Below are 14,424 nucleotides of genomic sequence, written 5' to 3'. Positions count from 1 at the left end.
TCGATGCGCTGTTTCCACCATCCCGACACCGTGCTGCACCGGCCGCCACAGTTCCTCGTACGCGGCCAGCCGAAGCCGGTGCCGGAGAAGCCGGAGCGCGTGACGGCGGTGCTCGACGCCCTGAACCGGCGCGGCGACCGGGTCGAGGTGGCTCCGGATGCCGGACCAGCGGCGCGGGCCGCCGTCCATTCCCCGGAATACCTGGCGTTCCTGGAGACCGCGCATGCGCGCTGGATAAAGCTGCCCGACGCGTCCTCCGCCGTGATTCCCAACGTCCATCGCGGGCCGGACATGCTGTCTTACCCGGTCAGCGTCGTGGGGCAGGCGGGATACCATATGAGCGACACCGCCTGTCCCATCGCGGAAGGGACCTGGGCCGCGACCAGGGCGGCGTCCGACTGCGCCGTGGCGGCGGCGCGTGCGGTGGCGTCGGGCGAGGAGCCTGCCGCCTATGCCCTGTGCCGCCCGCCCGGCCACCATGCCGGACGCGACATGGCGGGAGGCTTCTGCTACCTGAACCACGCCGCCATCGCGGCGCAGGAGGCGCTTCGGCTGCTGGCGGGCCGCGGGTTGCCGCCGCGCGTCGCGGTGTTCGACGTCGATGTCCACCACGGCAACGGCACCCAGGCCGTCTTCTGGGAGCGCGACGACGTGTTCGTCGTGTCGATCCATGCCGATCCGAGCGAGTTCTATCCCTTCATGGCGGGCTATGGGCATGAGCGCGGCGCCGGACGCGGCGAAGGCTTCAACCTCAACATGCCGCTGCCGCTCGGGACCTCGGAAGACGACTTTCTTGCGGCCGTACGAGACGGGCTGGCGTCGATCGGGCGCTTCGCGCCGTCGCTGATTGTGCTGTCGCTCGGGTTCGACACCTTCAAGGACGACCCGCTGGCGGCCTTCGGCGTCACGACGCCGGGTTTCGGCAGGCTTGGCCGCACCGTCGCCGAAGCCGGTCTGCCGACCGTCGTCGTCCAGGAAGGCGGCTACGCCGTCGATCATCTTGCCGCCAACCTGACCAGCTTCCTGAACGGCTTCGAAGCCGCATCCACCCGCTGAACCGGAGATTCCAAGCATCATGACCGACGCTTCCAGCCGCCCCAAGGCGACGCCGCACCAGCACATCGAGAACGGCCGCACCCGCGTCACCGAATGGCGCTTCGCGCCCGGCGCCGAGACGGGAGCCCACACCCACGAATACGATTACGTGATCGTCCCCGTCACCAGCAGCCGCATGCGGCTGGAGATGCCGGACGGCACGGTGAACCATGCCGAGCTGGAGCCGGGCCGCAGCTATTTCCGTTCCGCCGGGGTGTCCCACAACGTGATCAACGAGGGCGACGGCGACCTGGTCTTCGTGGAGGTCGAGTTCCTGGAACCAACCGATCGATAAAATCGATCAGTTCGAGCGATACAATGCGTTGGAATGAACGGTCCGTGGGGCTCAGGTTATGCCCATCGGATCGTGAGGCATTCCAATGTCCAACAGCACCAACCGCATCTACGCTCTTCTGCCCGGCCTTGTTCTGTGCGCCGGCGTCACCATCGCCGCGACCGGCTTGCAGGCGGTGGAGGTGTGGCTGTTCGGCCGGGCCTGGCTGGAGGCGCTGGTGCTGGCGATCCTGATCGGCGTCGCGGTGCGGACGGCCTGGACTCCAGGCAAGCACTGGTGCGCCGGGATCGACTTCGGCGCACGGACGCTGCTGGAGGTCGCGGTCATGCTGCTGGGGGCTTCGGTAGGCGCCGGATCGATCCTTCAGGTCGGGCCGGAACTGCTGGCCGGGATCGCGGGCGTCGTGGCTGTCGCCATCGCGGTCAGTTACGGCATCGGCCGGATGCTCGGGCTGCGGCACCGGATCGCCGTCCTGATCGCCTGCGGCAACTCGATCTGCGGCAACTCCGCCATCGCGGCCACCGCGCCGGTGATCGGCGCCGATGGCGACGACGTCGCGACGTCGATCGCGTTCACCGCCGTCCTTGGAGTCGCGGTGGTCCTGGCGCTGCCGCTGGCGGCGCCGGCATTCGGGCTGAGCGATGCGCAATACGGCGTGCTGGCCGGGCTGACCGTCTATGCCGTGCCGCAGGTGCTTGCCGCCACAAGTCCGGTCGCGGCCCTGAGCGTCCAGATCGGCACGCTGGTCAAGCTGGTCCGGGTGCTGATGCTGGGGCCGGTCGTGCTCGCCCTGTCCCTGACGGCGGGGACCGGGCGTCCGACGCTTCGCCATCTCGTTCCCTGGTTCATCGTGGGGTTCCTGGGGCTGGCGGGGCTTCGCTCCGCCGGATTGCTGCCGGAGCCGGTCTTGGAGCCGGCCGCGGCGGTTTCCGGCGCCCTGACGACGCTGTCGATGGCGGCGCTGGGGCTGGGTGTCGACATCAGGGTGGTGGCAAGGGCGGGGCTGCGCGTCGTCGCGGCGGTCACCGTCTCGCTGCTGGCGCTTGCGGCAATCAGCCTGGGCCTGATCCGGCTGCTCGGGCATCCGCTGTGATTTCCGGGCAAGGCGGATGTAAGCTCGTGTCGCATCGAAGGTCCTGGGCATGACGCTTGAACAACTCCGCATTTTCGTCGCCGTGGCCGAGCGCGAGCACGTTACCGGCGCCGCGCGCGACATCAACCTGACGCAGTCGGCGGTCAGCGCCGCCATCGCGGCGCTCGAGGCGCGCTATGCAACCCGGCTGTTCGACCGGGTGGGCCGCAGGATCGAACTGACCCAGGCCGGCAGGCTGTTCCTGACGGAGGCGCGGGCGGTGCTGGCGAGAGCCGCCGCTGCCGAAACCGTCCTGATGGACCTGGCGGGATTGGCGCGCGGCGTGCTGTCCCTGGCTGCCAGCCAGACCGTCGCCAATTACTGGCTGCCGCCGGTCATGCACCGGTTCCGGTCGCTCCATCCGGGGATCGCGCTCGACCTGACCATCGGCAATACCGAACAGGTCGCGGCACTGGTCCGCGACGGAGAGACGGATCTCGGCTTCGTCGAGGGCGAAGTCGACGAACCTGCCTTGGCGATCCATGCGATCGCGGAGGACGACCTGGTTCTCGTGGTCGCTCCGGATCATCCCTGGGCCGGGCGGGGCGCGGTTGACCTGCCGGCGTTTCCGGAAACGCTATGGGTGCTGCGCGAACCCGGCTCCGGCACCCGCGCAATGTTCGAATCGGCGCTGAGGGCTGTCGGCGTCGCGCCGGAACGCCTCGAGGTGGCGCTTCAACTGCCGTCCAACGAGGCCGTCCGCAGCGCCGTGGAGGCCGGAGCCGGCGCCACCGTGATCTCCGGACTGGTGTCGGCGCCGTCCGTCCGAGCCGGGCTGCTGGTTCGCCTGGATGCGGCCTTGCCGAAGCGGCGGTTCCTGGCGCTGTGCCACAAGGAGCGCTACACCACCAAGGCCGGCCAAGCGCTGCTGGGGCTGATCGGCTACCGCCCGGACACAGGGACCGTATCGTCGGTCTGACGATAGATCGCCTCCGCCGTCGCCAGCAGGTCGCGCCGGTCGGCTTGTGCCAGCACCGCATAGCCGAAGCCGGCATCGCGCCAGTAGAAGCCGCCGAGTTCGCCGTCCTGGACATAGCGGAACGACGTTTCACCGCCGTCCTCCGCCGTCAGGTAGACCGTGAGCCGTCGTCCCGTGCCGTCGTCGTACATGAACTGGGCGGCGGGACCGGCGGACGCCGGCAGAAGCCGGCCGCCCATCAGCCTGTATCCCTGGGCCGAAAGGTCCGGGACCCGCAAGGGGCGGGCAAGGCGCTTCGACAGCCACTCGACGAGGTGCTTTTCCTGGGTGACGTCCACTTCGACCGGGTGCCTGACCTCGGCGGCGAAGATGCGGTGGGCGGTCAGGGCTTCCTGGGCGACGGCATTCGCGGGCAATGCGGATGACGCCGCGACCCGCACCGGAGGCGTTGCCGTCAGTTCCTCGTTGGCGATCCAGCCTCCCGCCGCACCGATCAGCAGCCAGAGCCCCGCCGCCGCGACCCGCCCGAGGCTTCGCCGCCACCGGCGCCGCCTTTCGGCCTGGATACCGGCAACCCGCAGCCGGACAGGGACGGGTTCGTCGTATTTATGCTGGAGAGCGGAGCGCAACGCATCCCGCTGTTCCCGGTACTGAAGGACCTGGGCGGCGGCATCGGGATGGGTCGCGATATAGGCTTCGACCGCAGCCATCCGTTCCGGCGTCAGGCGCTGGTCGACATAGCCGTGCAGGTCGTCGTCGCCGATCGGCATGCCCCCCGTCATTTGATTCTCCTGAGCGTCGACGATCGCTCGCTGGTGGTGCGCTCTTCATCGACTGGACCGCCGTTCAGGAGGCGGCGCAACCGGTTCCGCCCCCGGCTCAGTCTCGACATGATCGTTCCGACCGGCACGCCGACGATGCCGGCGGCTTCGGCATAGGAGAGGTCTTCCACCCCGATCAGCAGCAGGACCGACTGCTGCTCTTCCGGCAGGGTGGCCAGTGCCCGCAGCATGTCGCGGTGGATGACGGCGTGCTCCTGGGCGCTTGGGATGCCGGTTTCATGTTCCACGTCCTCCAATGTCCGGTGAGGTCCGCGCCGGAGCGTCTGCCGGCGCTGACTGACGAACAGGTTGTGCAGGATCGTGAACAGCCATGCCCGGACATCGCCGCCGCGCCGCAGGTGCCAACGGGAGACGGCCCGCTCCAGGCAGTCCTGAACGAGGTCGTCCGCCGAGGCGTCGTCCCGGATCAGGGCGAAGGCATAGCGCCGCAGGGCCGGGATATGCGGCTCTATCAGTGCCGCCGTCTCATTCATTCCGAACTTTCTCCGCGCCGCCGCCGGTCTATCCGCCCGGACTCAGTGGACGCCGGAGGTTAGCGAACATTCCACCCTATCCATCATTTTTCTGGCGCAGGGTTGGCTGGCGGACCGATATTCGATGATGACGCCAACTGCCGTAACCAGAAGGATTCGATAGAAAATGCAGTTCCTGATCATCGCCTATGATGGTACCGACGAAGGCGCCCTGGATCGCAGGATGGCGGCGCGCGAACCCCATCTGGTCGGTGCCCGTGCCATGAAGGCCAATGGCAGCATGATCGTCGGCGGCGCCATCCTCGACGACGACGGCCGCATGGTCGGATCGTCCTGCATCGTCGAGTTCCCCGACCGCGCGGCGGTGGACGCGTGGCTGGCCGCCGACCCCTACGTTACCGAAGGCGTCTGGCAGAAGATCGAGGTCAAGCCCTTCCGGTGCGCTCCCTTGGGGTGAACGAAGGGCGCTGACTTGAAGCGTTCCTCCGCGTTGCGCGGGTATTTCGCTCCACTTTACCGTCATGCCAAGACTTGATCTTGGCATCTCTCGGCGTAAGCTGACGTGAGGACTTCAACCTGGAGTTCGGATGTCACCCGCTCAGCTCCCGATAGGAGATGCCAAGATCAAGTCTTGATATGACGAAAATAGCGTGGACGGCCTAAGTTGGCGCCTATGCTGTTTCGATCAAGGATAGTTGCGTTTTCATATACAGTCCATCGACTAGACGATGGATTATAATACGGCACGCGCGACTGCATATTGCAGGGAACACTGTCTCATCCCGTTGGGTATCGCCGGAGTACGTCCATGTCCCGCTTCCCAAGCCTGTTCGTATCGCACGGTGCCCCTACGCTGGCGCTGGAAAAGGACGGGGCCGCCGAGTTCCTGCGCGGCTATGGCGGACGGCTCGGCAGGCCGAACGCGATCCTGGTGGTCTCGGCCCATTGGGAAACGGACGTGCCTTCGGTCGGGACTACGCCCGCCCCTGGGACGATCTACGATTTCCGGGGCTTTCCCGCCGAGCTTTACCGGATGCGCTATGCCGCTCCCGGCGCGCCGGAACTGGCGGAGCGTGCGGCTGAACTGGTGGAGGCCGAAATGGGCGGGGCCGTCCGGCGCGATCCCCGGCGCGGATTGGACCACGGCGCCTGGGTCCCGCTCTCGCTGATGTACCCGGAAGCTGACATCCCGGTGACGCAACTGTCGATCCTGCGCGACGGCGGTCCCGCCGCCCATCTGGCGCTGGGCGAGGCGATCCGGCCGCTGCGGGACGAAGGCGTGCTGGTGCTGGCGTCGGGCAGCGCCACCCATAACCTGTACGAGTTCCGGGGGTTCGACTACGACTCGGCCCCTCCCGGCTGGGTATCGGAATTCGGCGACTGGGTCGCGGGCGCCATATCCGGCGCCAAGACGGCGGAATTGCTCGACTACCGCCGGCTGGCGCCCTCGGCCGAGCGCAATCACCCGACCGAGGAACACCTGCTGCCGCTGTTCACGGCGCTGGGTGCGGCGTCGCCGGGAACCGCCGGCACGCGGGTCCACAGCAGCCACACCTACGGCGTGCTCGCCATGGACGTCTACGCCTTCGACTAGGCCTCGTCGAAGAAGTCGACCGAGCCGTCCTCCAGCGAGTAGTGCGCGCCGACGACCTTGAGCTTTCCGGCACGCTGCGGGTCGAGCAAGGTCGGTTCCGATTGTCGGAGGCGTTTCACGATCCGGCTGATGTTGGCCCGGACGGCATTGTCCAGGAAGTCGCCCGGTTTGTCGCGCACGCTCAGGACGGCGGGGATGATCGGCTCGATCATGGCGCCGATGCTGCCGGGGAAGGTCGCGTTGTCGCGAACCACCGAAACGGCGGCATCGACGGCGCCGCAGCGCTGGTGACCCATCACCACGATCAGCGGCACGCCCAGCTCGGCAACGGCGTACTCGATGCTGCCTATGGCCGAGGTGTCGACCGTGTTGCCGGCGTTGCGGACGATGAACAGCTCGCCGAGGTCGCGGCCATACAGCAGTTCCGGCGGTACCCGGCTGTCGGAACAGCTCACCAGCACGGCGAACGGCGTCTGGCCCCGGGCGATCTCAAGCCGGCGCTCCCGGCCCTGGACACGGCGGATGGGGCCCTCGGTGAGATAGTTCCGGTTGCCGTCTTTCAGCAACTGCAAGGCTTGTTCGGGAGTGAGGTCGGTCTTCTTGGATGCTGCTTGCGCCGATCCACCCAGGACGGGCGCCAGTGCGCCGGCGAGGGCTCCTGCGGCGCCCAAGCCGGCCGTGCGGAAGAAGGCGCGTTTGGACTGGTCGATGGCGGTCATGTCGTTTCCCCTTTTTTATGATTCCCCTGCAATCGGCAGTAGGTGTATCTGCAACAGGAGAATGCACAAAGCGGCGCGACCGAATACGGGCCTACTTTATCGCAGAGTGGAAAATCTTCGGAGATCGTTACACTATTAATCGAAACGATCCGATCAGGAGAAGGCTCAGGGCATGACGACAAATTGGGATGGAAACCCAAGCGAAAACTTGCTGCTGACACCCGGACCCTTGACCACGACGCCGGCGACACGGCGCGCGATGCAGCGCGACTGGGGATCGCGCGACTGTGACTTCATCGAGCTGACCGCCCGCATCAGGCGGAGATTGCTTGCCGTCGTCGGGGGTGAGGCGGCGGCCATGACCTGCGTCCCGATCCAGGGCAGCGGCACCTTCGCGGTCGAGGCCGCTCTCCAGACGCTTGTCCCGCGCGACGGCAAGCTGCTGATCCTGGTCAACGGCGCCTATGGGCGGCGGATGGCGGAGATCTGCCGGGTGACAGGGCGTGCGCATGAGGTGCTGGAGTGGCCGGAGGACCGGCCGGTGGATCCCGCTGCGGTCGCGGCGGCGCTGGAGGCGGACCGGGCGGTGACCGACGTGGCGGTCGTTCATGTCGAAACCACATCGGGGCTGCTGAACCCGCTGGCCGAGGTGGCGGAGGTGGTGGCGACCGCCGGGCGGCGGCTTCACGTCGATGCCATGAGCAGCTTTGGGGCCATCGGGATCGAGGCCGGGGCGATGCAGTTCACCAGCCTGTTCGCGTCCAGCAACAAGTGCCTGGAAGGCGTACCCGGCATCGGCTTCGTCATCGCCGATGTCGTGGCTCTGACTTGTGCGAAGGGGAACGCGGTCAGTCTGGCGCTGGACCTTGAGGCGCAGTGGCGCGGGCTGGAATCGGCCGGCCAGTGGCGCTTCACGCCGCCGACCCATGTGCTGGCCGCTCTGGACGCGGCGCTGGACCAGTTCGATGCCGAGGGCGGCGTGCCGGGGCGGTTTACGCGCTACTCACGGAACTGCGCCGTCCTGTGCGCCGGGATGCGGGAACTTGGCTTCACCCCCTGGCTGGACGACGCGCTACAGGCCCCGGTTATCGTCACCTTCCGAATACCGGACGGCGGCTGGTTCCGGTTCGGCGACTTCTACGACAGCCTGCACGCACGCGGCATCGTGATTTATCCGGGCAAGCTGACCGCCCTGGACAGCTTCCGGATCGGCTGCATCGGCGCCATCGGGGAGGCGGAGATCCGCCGTGCCCTCGGCGTCATTGCGGAGACTGTTGCGGCAATGCGCGGGTGACGAAGGCCTTGAAGCGGCGGGCCACTTCGTGTGGCGGGACGGTCGGCCGGCCCAGCTTCGCCATCGATCCCGGCGCTATCCGGACATGGATCAGGCTGGGGCCGCCGCTTCGGGCAGCAGCTTTATACGCCGTCTCGAAACCATCGAGACCGTCGCAGTCCATCGCGTTCGGGTAGCCGCAGGCAAGCGCCACGCCGGGGAAGTCCACCAGCGGCGACACGGTCGCCTGACCGCCCGTGCTGTCGTGGACGCCGTTGTCGAGCAGGACGTGGATCAGGTTCGGCGGGCGGTATGCGCCTAACGTCGCCATCGTTCCCAGCTTCATCAGGGCGGCGCCGTCGCCGTCCAGCACTACGACGGGGCGAGGGGTCGACAGTGCCAATCCCAGGCCCATCCCGGCGGCCCCACCCATCGAGCCGACCTGATAGAGATGCTGTTCGCGGTCGTCCAAGGTAAACAGCTCCCGTCCGCATTTGCCTGTCGTGGCGACGACGGCGGCTTGGCGGTCGATCACGGACAGCAGGCGTTCCAGCACGGCGGCGCGGGGCGGCGGTTCGCCGTGCGTGCGGTAGTCCTGACGCTTGCCGGGGGGACGGGCAGGGGGTGGAGTCTGGCGCAGGGTTTCCGGCTCGACGCTGTCTTCGGCCATGACAAAGGCGAAGGGCAGGTCCAGCCGGTCCATCTCGGCGCAGGCATGGTCGAGGGCGGCGGTCAGGTCGTCCGGCGTGGTCGGGAAGGAGCGGTGGCCGACGCGGATCAGGTCCAGCAGCCCATGCGTGATCTCCCCCATCAGCGCGTGCTGCGGTTCGTCCTTGATGCCGGGTCGGCCTCGCCATGTCGTCACCAGCAGGGTCGGGATGCGGAACGGCGCGTTCAGCGAGGTCAGCGGATTGACCGCATTGCCGAGGCCGGAGTTCTGGCACATCACGACAGTCCTGCGCCCGCCCAGCCAGGCGCCGGCGGCGATGGCGACCGCCTCGCCCTCGCTGGCCGCTCCGACGTAGCGCAGGCCCGTGCCAATAATGACGCCGTTGATCAGCGGCGTCAGGAAGCTGCACGGGACGCCCGTGTAGAAATCGAACCCGCGCTCCAGCGCGTGTCCGATGAAGGAGTTAGCCGAGATCATGATCTCATCTCAGGGGAAGTGATGGGCATCGTCAAGGTCGCGCAGCGTATCGACATCCAGCCAGTAGCCGGTGACGTAGTGGACGTTGACGGTGGTCCTTCTGGCAAGGCGGTTCAGCAGTTCGGGCAGGTCCGATGTGGGCAGCACGCCCTCCGCCTCCATCGCGTCGATTTCGTCGCGCGCTATCCTGGCCCCCTCGTCGCTGAAGCGGACCATGCCGATGAACTCGCCACAGACTTCGATGCCCTCGTCATGGGCGCCGATCGAGCGGAGCGCCACCGGTTCCTCGTCCAGGAAGTTGCCGGAATAGGCGGTGTCCGCCGCGATCAGGTCGCGCTGGTTGATGGATTCGGACGACCGCCGCTGCCAGAAGGCGTCGGCTGCCACGACGATGTCGCCGGGCGTTTCCATCAGCCCGTCCAGGATGTGCGGCCGGAACAGGATGTCGCCGTAGATCACGACGGTCGGTCCGCTCAGACGGTCGCGGGCGCGGTTTAGCGAGAACAATTCCCCGGTCGAGGCGTAGTCGTCGTTGTCGATCGTCCGGATGCCCTGGACCGCTATGGTCTCCTTGGCGAAGCCGCGCACGACGTCGACTTCCTCGATGCCGCGCTCCTTCAGCGTCGCCACCAGCCGGCCCAGCAGCGGCTGGCCCCGGATGTCGATCATGCATTTGGGCAGGCTCTCGGTCAGGGGACCGAGCGGTTCGCCGCGTGAAGCCGCAAGGATGATCGCATGAGCGCCGGTGCGGACCGGCAGGTAGCGCTTCTCGGCCTCGTTCAGCTCGTCCTGGCCGGTCAGGCGGAAGATATCCTTGACCGTGGGCAGGTCGCGTTCCAGCCCCGCCAGCGACTGTTCCCGGTGGATGCGCCCGGTTACGTCGCGCATCGCGGAGATCGCCGCGCGAATGTTGTGGTTGGCCCAGATCACGGTCGAGACGCCGGCCTCGCGGAATGCTTCCGTCGGGGTCGCGTAGTACATCGTCGGCACGATGACGACCGGGCAGCGCTGCCCCCAGTGCTCCATGAAGCTCAGGATCTCGGCGGCGCTGGAGCGCTTGGAGTGGATCAGGATCGCATCGGCCCCGGCGGCATGGTACGCCTCCGCCCGCCTCAACGCTTCGTCCATGCCCTGGCCTGCGATCAGCGCCTCGACCCGTGCGACGATGGAGAAGTCGTCGTTCGTCTGGCTGTCCTTGCCGGCCCGGATGCGGCCGCAGAACTCCTCCATGTCGGCAAGCGGCTGGTGGTCGCCGATGAAGGAGTTGGTCTTGGGGAACAGCTTGTCCTCGATGCAGACGCCAGCGACGCCCCGGTCGCATAGCTTCCGCACCAGCCGGCGCACGTTGTTGAAGTTGCCGAACCCGGTGTCGCCATCGACCAGCATCGGGATCGACGTGGCGTCGGCCATGAACTCCAGCACTTCGAGGAACTGCGTCCAGGAGGCCTCGTTGTTGTCGCGGACCCCCAGCGAAGCGGAAATCGACAGGCCGGACGCCCAGATGCCCTGGAAGCCGGTCTCCTCGACGATCTTCGCCGACAGGCCGTTATGGGCTTCCATCAGGAACGAGAGGTCGGGCGAGAGCAGGAGCTGCCTTAGGGCCTGGAACCGGTTGAGGACCGGGGGTGATGGGGTGGCGCTGGTCGATGCTATCGGGTTTTCAGTCGCATTCAAGTTACTACGCAACGCTTCCTGCCTCCTTGGAAATACACAAGAGGTAATTCTTATGGATGGTCCGTGACGTTGATAATTGACTCCGGGGTCTTTGCTCAGCCTTTGTCATGCTAGTGTAACTATTAACCTTAGCAGACGATAACCAGACCCCAATCATTAAATCATCCATCAAATTATCCGGGGGGAGTCGATCATGAAAGCCGTCATTCTCGCAGCCGGCCGGGGCCGGCGCTTGGGAAGCGGGGATGACTCCGCTCCGAAGATTTTGCTGAAATTCGGGGGCGGCAGTCTGCTGGAACGGCACCTCGCTATCCTCCATGCCTGCGGGGTGGCCGAAGCCGTCATCGTCGTCGGTTTCGCGGCGGATCGTATCCGGGAGGAAGTGGCGAGGATCGAGCCGGCGATCCGGGTTTCCTTCATCGAGAACCCGCGTTTCGCCGAAGGCAGCGTCGTCTCGCTCGCCGTAGCTGAGCCGGTGATGACGCGGGGAGAACCTGTCCTGCTGATGGACGGCGACGTGCTGTACGACAGGCGCCTGATGGAACGGCTGGTCCGGACCGGGATCGACAACTGCCTGCTGCTGGACCGCACCATCGAACCGGGCGACGAGCCGGTCAAGCTGTGCATCCGCGACGGCCGGATCGTCGATTTCCACAAGGTGCCGAAGAACGCCCATGACTGGCATGGGGAGTCGGTCGGTTTCTTCCGGCTATCGCCCGCCATTGCCGAAGCATTGGCCGGGCGTGCGCGGGATTATGTCGAGAGCGGGCGCGGGGCGATGGAGTACGAGGAGCCTCTACGCGACCTGATCCTCGCCAGCCCGCCGGGGACCTTCGGGTACGAGGATGTATCCGACCTGCCCTGGACCGAGATCGATTTCCCCGAGGACGTCGTGAAGGCCGAGACCGAGGTCCGGCCGGCGTTGCGCGACGATCCGATGACTGGAGGTGCGTGAGATGGATGAAACTCAGGTCGGCGCATTCCAGCGCGACGGTTACCTGCTGCTGCCCAGGTTCTTCGACCGTGATGAGGTTGCGGAGATCACCCGCTGGACCGAGGAACTGGCCTCGGCGCCCGAAGAGGTCGGAAGCCACTGGGTCTACCGCGAAGCCAGCCTGCTCGATCCGGAAGACAGGATCATCCAGCGGATCGAGAACTTCTGCCCGTTCCACGACGGCTTCGACCGCCTAGTCCGGCACGGCCGGCTGATGGAGACGGTGTCACGGCTGTTCGGCGAACAGGCGGTGCTGTTCAAGGAGAAGATCAACTTCAAGATGCCGGGCGGGGCCGGCTTCAAGGCGCATCAGGACCAGCAGGCCGGCTGGAGCACCTATGCGCCGCTGTTCATCACGGCGCTGGTCGGCATCGACGCCTCGACCCTGGAGAACGGCTGCTTGGAGGTGGCGCCGGGCTGGCACAGGCAAGGTCTGTTGGGGGAGGAGTGGAAGCCGCTGGACGACGACCGGATCAAGGAAGTCGGCTTGAAGCCGGTCCCGACGGAGCCCGGCGACGTGCTGCTGTTCGACAGCTATGTCCCCCATGCCTCCGCCGAGAACATGACGGGAGCGGCGCGCCGCATCCTGTACCTGACCTATAACCGGCTATCCGACGGCGACCATCGGGAAGCCTACTACCGCGACAAATTCGCGGCCTTTCCGCCAGATGTCGCCCGTGTCCCCGGTTCCAAATACGTCTTCCGGGTCTGACACAGGCGGATGAGGCTTCTTCCGGTATTGACGGCTCTGGCGGGGATCGGCGTCCTGGTGGCGCTGGTCCTGGGGACCGGGCTGGACGCCGTCCGCGACGCGCTGGCTCCCGTCGGGTGGGGGATCGTGCCGATCGTCTTGTCCCACGCGCTGGCGGTCCTGCTCGACGTGGTGGCGTGGCGGCTGCTGTTCATCGGTCCTGCCCCGTCGCTGGGTGCGCTGTTCGGGATGCGCTGGATCGGGGAGGGCGTCAACAACCTGCTGCCCGTCGCCCAGATCGGCGGCGAACTGGCGCGGGTGCGGCTCGCTATGCTGAGCGGGGTGGAGACGTCGCGCGCGGCGGCGACCGTGCTGGCTGATGTTACCTTCGGCGCGCTGACCCAGATGGTCTTCGCGCTGATCGGGGTCGGCTTGCTGCTGGCCGCCCATGAGGTCGGATCGGTCGTGCCGGTCGTATCGGGTCTGCTGCTGTTCGGCAGCGGCATCTTCGCGTTCTACTGGATACAGCGCGGCCGGGGGTTTGGGGTGCTGTGGCGCTGGGTCAGCGCCGTGCTGCCCAAGCAGGACTGGGCGGCCAGGCTTGGAGGCATGGGATCGTTCCAGACGGAGCTGGACCGGATCTACGCCGATCGGAGGGCTGCCGGGTGGAGCTGTTTCTGGCGGCTGGCCGGCTGGTTCGCCGGTGCTGCGGAGATCTGGCTGTGCCTGTGGTTCCTCGGCGTGCCGGCGCGCTGGACCGACGCGATCATCCTGGAAAGCCTGTCGCAGGCCGGGCGGTCGGCGGCCTTCACCGTTCCCGGCGCCATCGGCGTCCAGGAGGCGGGTTTCGTCGCCATTGGGCTGGTGCTCGGCCTCGATCCGTCCACGGCGCTGGCGCTGGGACTGATCCGCCGGGCGCGCGATCTGGCGCTGGGATTGCCGGCGCTGGCGGTCTGGTCGGCGATCGAGGCGCGACGGTCGGGAGCCGTCGGTCAGGACGGCGCCAGATAGCGCCTGAACTTCCAGCAGGCTCCCAGGAAGAAGGCGGGCGCGCCGATGGAGGCTAGGATCAGGATCGGCATCTCGCCGTTGAACCAGATGGCGAAGGGGATCATCGCCATCGCGTCGTCGGGATCGAACCCGCCCGTGGCCGAGTAGGAGGCGGCACCCATGCCGCCGAGGGATTCGACCCTGGTCATCAGCCACAGCATCGCGACGATGGCGCAGCCGGCCAGCAGCCCCAGGGCGATGGCCCAGTTGCCGAGCTGGCTGTCGCGCAAGCCGATCCCGATGCCGAGGAAGATCAGGATGTTGGACAGCGCATCGGTCACCAGATCGTAGCGGTGTCCCCACGGGGAAGACTTGCCGCTCTGCCGCGCCAGTTCCCCATCGGCCCGGTCGAGGAAGAACGAGAGCAGGAAGCTGGCCGCCGCCCAGTCGTTCCATTGGCCGTTGCCGAAGGCCAGCAGGCCGAAGGCGATCAGGGCGGTGGCGAAGCGCAGGGTGGTGATGTGGTTCGGCGTTACGATGCTCGACGCCAGCGGACGCACCAGTGGGCGAACCATTCCATGCGTCC

General features: G+C 67.0%; 16 protein-coding genes. 10 read left to right on the top strand and 6 right to left on the bottom strand.

Translation table 11 applies throughout. The features are described 5' to 3' along the window. The first annotated feature begins 3 nt into the window (after window positions 1-3). From N826_RS11385 to N826_RS11370, 4 genes are all read left to right on the top strand, one after another. Window positions 4-1,056 (top strand): histone deacetylase family protein, encoded by a 1,053-nt coding sequence (locus tag N826_RS11385; RefSeq protein WP_052831056.1) that lies wholly within the window; start codon window positions 4-6, stop codon window positions 1,054-1,056. A gap of 19 nt (window positions 1,057-1,075) precedes the next feature. Then, the gene (locus tag N826_RS11380; protein WP_044428749.1) at window positions 1,076-1,390 is read left to right on the top strand and encodes a cupin domain-containing protein; all 315 of its coding nucleotides are present in this window, start codon (window positions 1,076-1,078) and stop codon (window positions 1,388-1,390) included. A gap of 85 nt (window positions 1,391-1,475) precedes the next feature. After that, complete coding sequence (locus N826_RS11375) at window positions 1,476-2,483, top strand: YeiH family protein (protein ID WP_044428748.1); 1,008 nt, start codon at window positions 1,476-1,478, stop codon at window positions 2,481-2,483. 49 nt (window positions 2,484-2,532) lie between these two features. After that, window positions 2,533-3,441 (top strand): LysR family transcriptional regulator, encoded by a 909-nt coding sequence (locus N826_RS11370; RefSeq protein WP_044428747.1) that lies wholly within the window; start codon window positions 2,533-2,535, stop codon window positions 3,439-3,441. Here the strand turns inward: N826_RS11370 and N826_RS11365 are convergent. Continuing rightward, a complete protein-coding gene (locus tag N826_RS11365; protein WP_044428746.1) occupies window positions 3,405-4,223 on the bottom strand; it encodes an anti-sigma factor family protein in 819 nt (272 codons plus the stop codon). The two genes, N826_RS11370 and N826_RS11365, sit on opposite strands and share 37 nt — an antisense overlap. Next, entirely contained in the window at window positions 4,220-4,756 is a 537-nt protein-coding gene (locus N826_RS11360; RefSeq protein ID WP_044428745.1) for a sigma-70 family RNA polymerase sigma factor, read from the bottom strand. The genes N826_RS11365 and N826_RS11360 overlap by 4 nt, the downstream gene beginning before the upstream one ends. A gap of 166 nt (window positions 4,757-4,922) precedes the next feature. Between N826_RS11360 and N826_RS11355 the strand changes: the two genes are divergently transcribed. Continuing rightward, window positions 4,923-5,213, top strand: a complete 291-nt coding sequence (locus N826_RS11355; protein ID WP_044428743.1) for a YciI family protein — start codon at window positions 4,923-4,925, stop codon at window positions 5,211-5,213. Between the two features lie 351 nt (window positions 5,214-5,564). Further along, entirely contained in the window at window positions 5,565-6,350 is a 786-nt protein-coding gene (locus N826_RS11350) for a DODA-type extradiol aromatic ring-opening family dioxygenase (protein WP_044428742.1), read from the top strand. Here the strand turns inward: N826_RS11350 and N826_RS11345 are convergent. Continuing rightward, window positions 6,347-7,069: a carbonic anhydrase gene (locus N826_RS11345; RefSeq protein WP_084720666.1), complete on the bottom strand. Its 723-nt coding sequence runs from the start codon at window positions 7,067-7,069 to the stop codon at window positions 6,347-6,349. The genes N826_RS11350 and N826_RS11345 overlap by 4 nt on opposite strands. 172 nt (window positions 7,070-7,241) lie before the next feature. On the opposite strand from N826_RS11345, the gene N826_RS41655 reads away from it, so the two are divergent. Then, window positions 7,242-8,363, top strand: a complete 1,122-nt coding sequence (locus N826_RS41655) for a 2-aminoethylphosphonate--pyruvate transaminase (protein ID WP_084720665.1) — start codon at window positions 7,242-7,244, stop codon at window positions 8,361-8,363. On the opposite strand, the gene aepY is transcribed toward N826_RS41655, so the two are convergent. Both aepY and aepX read right to left on the bottom strand, forming a co-directional pair. Continuing rightward, window positions 8,329-9,489: a phosphonopyruvate decarboxylase gene (gene aepY / locus N826_RS11340; RefSeq protein WP_084720664.1), complete on the bottom strand. Its 1,161-nt coding sequence runs from the start codon at window positions 9,487-9,489 to the stop codon at window positions 8,329-8,331. The two genes, N826_RS41655 and aepY, sit on opposite strands and share 35 nt — an antisense overlap. 9 nt (window positions 9,490-9,498) lie before the next feature. After that, on the bottom strand, window positions 9,499-11,175 hold the full coding sequence (gene aepX / locus N826_RS11335) for a phosphoenolpyruvate mutase (protein ID WP_244619632.1): 1,677 nt from the start codon (window positions 11,173-11,175) through the stop codon (window positions 9,499-9,501). A 181-nt stretch (window positions 11,176-11,356) separates the two neighbouring features. On the opposite strand from aepX, the gene N826_RS11330 reads away from it, so the two are divergent. The 3 genes from N826_RS11330 to N826_RS11320 are packed head-to-tail and all read left to right on the top strand — an operon-like array spanning window position 11,357 to window position 13,859. After that, entirely contained in the window at window positions 11,357-12,118 is a 762-nt protein-coding gene (locus tag N826_RS11330) for a phosphocholine cytidylyltransferase family protein (RefSeq protein ID WP_044428738.1), read from the top strand. A 1-nt stretch (window position 12,119) separates the two neighbouring features. Then, window positions 12,120-12,869, top strand: a complete 750-nt coding sequence (locus N826_RS11325; RefSeq protein WP_052831054.1) for a phytanoyl-CoA dioxygenase family protein — start codon at window positions 12,120-12,122, stop codon at window positions 12,867-12,869. 9 nt (window positions 12,870-12,878) lie between these two features. Continuing rightward, window positions 12,879-13,859 carry a lysylphosphatidylglycerol synthase domain-containing protein gene (locus N826_RS11320; protein WP_052831052.1) on the top strand — a complete coding sequence of 327 codons (981 nt, stop codon included), beginning with the start codon at window positions 12,879-12,881 and terminating at the stop codon, window positions 13,857-13,859. Here N826_RS11320 and N826_RS11315 read toward each other — a convergent pair. After that, window positions 13,841-14,413, bottom strand: coding sequence for a CDP-alcohol phosphatidyltransferase family protein (locus tag N826_RS11315; RefSeq protein ID WP_169789324.1), 573 nt, complete (start codon window positions 14,411-14,413; stop codon window positions 13,841-13,843). The genes N826_RS11320 and N826_RS11315 overlap by 19 nt on opposite strands. Between the last annotated feature and the right edge of the window lie 11 nt (window positions 14,414-14,424).

The organism is Skermanella aerolata KACC 11604, from assembly GCF_000936425.1.
GTDB classification, from domain to species: Bacteria; Pseudomonadota; Alphaproteobacteria; order Azospirillales; family Azospirillaceae; genus Skermanella; species Skermanella aerolata.
Note: the sequence above shows the minus strand (reverse complement) of the source record. Positions and strands in the feature narration are given on the sequence as shown.

Excerpts from the sequence above, each read along its gene's own strand:
- N826_RS11385 (WP_052831056.1), top strand. The coding sequence starts at position 4 with ATGCGCTGTTTCCACCATCCCGACACCGTGCTGCACCGGCCGCCACAG.
- N826_RS11380 (WP_044428749.1), top strand. The coding sequence starts at position 1,076 with ATGACCGACGCTTCCAGCCGCCCCAAGGCGACGCCGCACCAGCACATC.
- N826_RS11375 (WP_044428748.1), top strand. The coding sequence starts at position 1,476 with ATGTCCAACAGCACCAACCGCATCTACGCTCTTCTGCCCGGCCTTGTT.
- N826_RS11370 (WP_044428747.1), top strand. The coding sequence starts at position 2,533 with ATGACGCTTGAACAACTCCGCATTTTCGTCGCCGTGGCCGAGCGCGAG.
- N826_RS11365 (WP_044428746.1), bottom strand. The coding sequence starts at position 4,223 with ATGACGGGGGGCATGCCGATCGGCGACGACGACCTGCACGGCTATGTC.
- N826_RS11360 (WP_044428745.1), bottom strand. The coding sequence starts at position 4,756 with ATGAATGAGACGGCGGCACTGATAGAGCCGCATATCCCGGCCCTGCGG.
- N826_RS11355 (WP_044428743.1), top strand. The coding sequence starts at position 4,923 with ATGCAGTTCCTGATCATCGCCTATGATGGTACCGACGAAGGCGCCCTG.
- N826_RS11350 (WP_044428742.1), top strand. The coding sequence starts at position 5,565 with ATGTCCCGCTTCCCAAGCCTGTTCGTATCGCACGGTGCCCCTACGCTG.
- N826_RS11345 (WP_084720666.1), bottom strand. The coding sequence starts at position 7,069 with ATGACCGCCATCGACCAGTCCAAACGCGCCTTCTTCCGCACGGCCGGC.
- N826_RS41655 (WP_084720665.1), top strand. The coding sequence starts at position 7,242 with ATGACGACAAATTGGGATGGAAACCCAAGCGAAAACTTGCTGCTGACA.
- aepY (WP_084720664.1), bottom strand. The coding sequence starts at position 9,489 with ATGATCTCGGCTAACTCCTTCATCGGACACGCGCTGGAGCGCGGGTTC.
- N826_RS11330 (WP_044428738.1), top strand. The coding sequence starts at position 11,357 with ATGAAAGCCGTCATTCTCGCAGCCGGCCGGGGCCGGCGCTTGGGAAGC.
- N826_RS11325 (WP_052831054.1), top strand. The coding sequence starts at position 12,120 with ATGGATGAAACTCAGGTCGGCGCATTCCAGCGCGACGGTTACCTGCTG.
- N826_RS11320 (WP_052831052.1), top strand. The coding sequence starts at position 12,879 with ATGAGGCTTCTTCCGGTATTGACGGCTCTGGCGGGGATCGGCGTCCTG.
- N826_RS11315 (WP_169789324.1), bottom strand. The coding sequence starts at position 14,413 with ATGGTTCGCCCACTGGTGCGTCCGCTGGCGTCGAGCATCGTAACGCCG.